This window comes from Thauera phenylacetica B4P (assembly GCF_000310225.1).
Classification (GTDB): domain Bacteria; phylum Pseudomonadota; class Gammaproteobacteria; order Burkholderiales; family Rhodocyclaceae; genus Thauera; species Thauera phenylacetica.
Genome location: NZ_AMXF01000310.1, coordinates 1 through 3758 on the forward strand (window position 1 = coordinate 1; position 3758 = coordinate 3758).

Here is a 3758-nt window from a genome sequence, read left to right on the forward strand (position 1 = left end):
CCGGCAGCACCGCCGAGGACCGCCTCGCCATGGCGCGGCTCGCCGCCGCCGGCAACCCCAGCTTCAGCGTGGACGACGGCGAGGTGCGGGCGCCGCAGAAGAGCTACACCGTGCTCACCCTCGAGCGCCTGCGCGCCGAGCTCGGCCCGCAGCGGCCGCTGGTGCTGATCCTCGGCGCCGACGCCTTCGCCGGCCTGCCGACCTGGCACCGGTGGACCGATCTGTTCGCGCTCGCCCACATCGCGGTCGCCAACCGCCCCGGCTACGCCCCCCATGGCCGGCGCTGGCCCGCCACCCTGTCGCCCGAGCTCGACGCTGCCTGCGCGGGCCGCCACACCGCCGACCCCGCCGAGCTGCGCCATACGCCCGCCGGCCGCGTCGTCCCCTTCGACATGACCCCGCTGGCGATCTCCGCCTCGCTGATCCGCGATCTGGTGCGCAACGGCCACAGCGCGCGTTATTTGCTGCCCGAATCGGTTCTCGACTATATTGCCGCGCACCATCTTTACCGCTGAGCGCACCGCGCCGGCCCACACAGGACCCGAATGGACACCCCCACCCTCGAAAAGATCGTCGTCGCCGCCCTCGAAGACATCAAGGCACGCGACATCGAAGTCATCGACACCTCGAAGCACACCCCGCTCTTCGACCGCATCGTCGTCGCCAGCGCCGAGTCCGGCCGCCAGACCCGCGCGCTCGCGCAGAACGTGCATGACAAGGTCAAGGAAGCCGGTGGCGAGATCATCGGCACCGAAGGCCAGGAGACCGGCGAGTGGGTGCTGGTCGACCTCGGCAGCATCGTCGTGCACGTGATGCAGCCCGCGGTGCGCGCGCACTACAAGCTCGAGGAGCTCTGGAACACCCCGCCGTCCAGCCGTCGCAACGCCGCCTGACGGGCAGCCGCCCTCGCGAGCGGCCGCCGGCGCATTGCGCGGGCGACGCTCGCGTGATGCGACGCATGCTCGCCCACGAGCGCTTGCAGCCTCCACCATGAAACTTCTCATCGTCGCCGTCGGCCACCGCATGCCCGCCTGGGTGCAGGCCGGCTTCGACGAGTTCGCCCGCCGCATGCCGCGCGAGCTGCCGCTGCAGCTCGTCGAGGTCAAGGCCGAGCCGCGCAGCGGCGGCAAGACGGTCGAGGCGATGATGGCCGCCGAGGCCGCACGCATCGAGGCTGCCCTGCCGCCACGCTGCCGGCGCGTGATCCTCGACGAGCGCGGCGCCGACCTCACCACCCTGGCGCTCGCGCGCAGGCTGGAGTCCTGGCAGGGCGAGGGCGACGACATCGCGCTGATCGTCGGCGGCCCCGACGGCCTCGCGCCCGCGGTCAAGGCGAGCGCCCACGAGGCCGTCCGCCTCTCCAGCCTCACCCTGCCCCACGCCCTGGTGCGCCCGCTGCTGGCCGAGGCCCTCTACCGCGCCTGGACGGTGCTCAAGAACCACCCCTACCACCGCGAGTAGCGCAACCGCTGCGGGCTCCGGGTAGCCATGCGATCGCGCCGGGTCGGCGGGTGGCCGGCGGCGAAACCCGCTAGAATCGCGCCACCCGGCCCGACCGGCGCCGACCGGCGCTGCGGCCCCTGCCGAACGCCATGCCATGACCCCCACACCGCGCATCTACCTCGCCTCCAAGAGCCCCCGCCGCCGCGACCTGCTGCGCCAGATCGGCGTCAACTTCGACGTGCTGACCTTCCGCGCCGGCGAGCGCGGCGAGGACGCCGACGTCGACGAGACCCCGCTGCCCGGCGAGGCGGTCGAGCGCTACGTCGAACGCCTCGCCCTCGCCAAGGCCCAGGCCGGCATGCGGCGGGTGCTGTGGCGCAAGCTGCTGCCGCACCCGGTGCTGGCGGCCGACACCACGCTCGAGGTGGACGGCGAGATCGTCGGCAAGCCGCACGACGCCGCCGAGGCCCATGCCATCCTCGAGCGCCTCTCCGGCCGCCGCCACCGCGTGCTGACCGCGGTCGCGATGAGCGACGGCGAGCGCACGCGCAGCCGGCTGTCGGTCAGCGAGGTCGCCTTCCGCCGACTGAGCGAACACGACATCCGCCGCTACGTCGCCACCGGAGAGCCCTTCGACAAGGCCGGCGCCTACGGCATCCAGGGCCACGCCGCGATCTTCGTCGAGGAGATCCGCGGCAGCTACTCGGGGATCATGGGCCTGCCCCTGTTCGAGACCGCCGCGCTGCTCGACATCTTCGGCCACCCCGTCCTGTGAGCACACCCCGTCCATGAGCATCGAATTCCTCATCAACTTCACCCCGCAGGAGACCCGCGTCGCGGTCGTCGAACAGGGCGTGGTGCAGGAGCTGCACGTCGAGCGCACCGCCAGCCGCGGCATCGTCGGTAACCTCTACCTGGGCAAGGTCGTGCGCGTGCTGCCCGGCATGCAGTCGGCCTTCATCGACATCGGCCTCGAGCGCACCGCCTTCCTGCACGTGGCCGACATCTGGAGCGACCGCCAGAACGGCGAGGGCGCGCGCCCGATCGAGAAGATCCTCACCGAAGGGCAGAGCCTGATGGTGCAGGTGCTCAAGGACCCGATCGGCACCAAGGGCGCGCGCCTGTCCACCCAGGTCAGCCTGGCCGGCCGCCTGCTGGTCTACCTGCCGCAGGAGAAGCACATCGGCATCTCGCAGCGCATCGAGGACGAGGCCGGGCGCGAGGCCCTGCGCAGCCGCCTGGTGGCCCTGGTGCCCGAGGACGAGCCGGGCGGCTTCATCGTGCGCACGATGGCCGAATCCGCCACCGACGCCGAGCTCGCCGCCGACATCGCCTACCTGCGCAAGCTGTGGCGCGAGATCTCCGGGTCGACGGTCGGCCTCTTCCCGCCGAAGCTGCTGCACGAGGACCTCGGCCTGGGGCAGCGCACCCTGCGCGACCTCGTCACCGACGAGACCTCGCGCATCCGCGTCGACTCGCGGGAGAACTTCCAGAAGCTCTCCGCCTTCGCCGCCGAATACACGCCGCAGGTGCTGCCGCTGCTCGAGCACTACAGTGGCGAGCGCCCGCTCTTCGAGCTCTACAGCGTCGAGGAGGAGATCCAGAAGGCGCTCGCCCGCCGGGTGGACCTGAAGTCCGGCGGCTACCTGATCATCGACCAGACCGAGGCGATGACCACGGTCGACGTCAACACCGGCGGCTTCGTCGGCGCGCGCAACTTCGACGACACCATCTTCAAGACCAACCTCGAGGCCAGCCAGGCCATCGCCCGCCAGCTGCGCCTGCGCAACCTCGGCGGCATCATCATCATCGACTTCATCGACATGGAGAACATCGAGCATCGCGAGATGGTGCTGGAGGAGTTCCGCAAGGCGCTGTCGCGCGACCACACCAAGATGAGCATCAACGGCTTCACCGCGCTCGGCCTGGTGGAGATGACGCGCAAGCGCACCCGCGAGTCGCTCGCCCACCTGCTGTGCGAGCCCTGCCCCACCTGCAGCGGCCGCGGCGAGGTGAAGACCGCGCGCACGGTGTGCTACGAGATCCTGCGCGAGCTGCTGCGCGAGGCGCGCCAGTTCAACGCGAAGGAGTTCCGCGTGCTCGCCGCGCCCAACGTCATCGACCTCTTCCTCGACGAGGAGAGCCAGTCGCTCGCGATGCTGTCGGACTTCATCGGCAAGAAGGTCTCGCTGCACGCCGAGGGCAGCTACACCCAGGAGCAGTACGACATCGTGCTGCTGTAGGCGCAGCGGGGCGCCCGCGCGCAGCGCCCGTCGGGCCGGCGTCGCGCGCCGCTGCGCGATCCGCCGGGCGCG

At 71.3% G+C, this 3758-nt stretch carries 5 protein-coding genes; all 5 read left to right on the forward strand.

What is annotated here, in order from left to right:
- The coding region (locus C667_RS20995) for a nicotinate-nicotinamide nucleotide adenylyltransferase (protein ID WP_004382308.1) at positions 1-515 on the forward strand (515 nt) is incomplete at its 5' end.
- Between the two features lie 30 nt (positions 516-545).
- A complete protein-coding gene (gene rsfS, locus C667_RS21000; protein WP_004382310.1) occupies positions 546-893 on the forward strand; it encodes a ribosome silencing factor in 348 nt (115 codons plus the stop codon).
- Positions 894-990: 97 nt separating this feature from the next.
- Positions 991-1461: a 23S rRNA (pseudouridine(1915)-N(3))-methyltransferase RlmH gene (gene rlmH, locus C667_RS21005; protein ID WP_004382312.1), complete on the forward strand. Its 471-nt coding sequence runs from the start codon at positions 991-993 to the stop codon at positions 1459-1461.
- Positions 1462-1597: 136 nt separating this feature from the next.
- The gene (locus tag C667_RS21010; RefSeq protein ID WP_004382314.1) at positions 1598-2218 is read left to right on the forward strand and encodes a Maf family protein; all 621 of its coding nucleotides are present in this window, start codon (positions 1598-1600) and stop codon (positions 2216-2218) included.
- Positions 2219-2231: 13 nt separating this feature from the next.
- Complete coding sequence (gene rng, locus C667_RS21015) at positions 2232-3686, forward strand: ribonuclease G (RefSeq protein ID WP_004382316.1); 1455 nt, start codon at positions 2232-2234, stop codon at positions 3684-3686.
- Positions 3687-3758 lie beyond the last annotated feature (72 nt).

What these genes read in the sequence shown, in the direction of transcription:
- rsfS (WP_004382310.1), top strand. Translation starts at nt 546, where the DNA reads ATGGACACCCCCACCCTCGAAAAGATCGTCGTCGCCGCCCTCGAAGAC.
- rlmH (WP_004382312.1), top strand. Translation starts at nt 991, where the DNA reads ATGAAACTTCTCATCGTCGCCGTCGGCCACCGCATGCCCGCCTGGGTG.
- rng (WP_004382316.1), top strand. Translation starts at nt 2,232, where the DNA reads ATGAGCATCGAATTCCTCATCAACTTCACCCCGCAGGAGACCCGCGTC.
- C667_RS21010 (WP_004382314.1), top strand. Translation starts at nt 1,598, where the DNA reads ATGACCCCCACACCGCGCATCTACCTCGCCTCCAAGAGCCCCCGCCGC.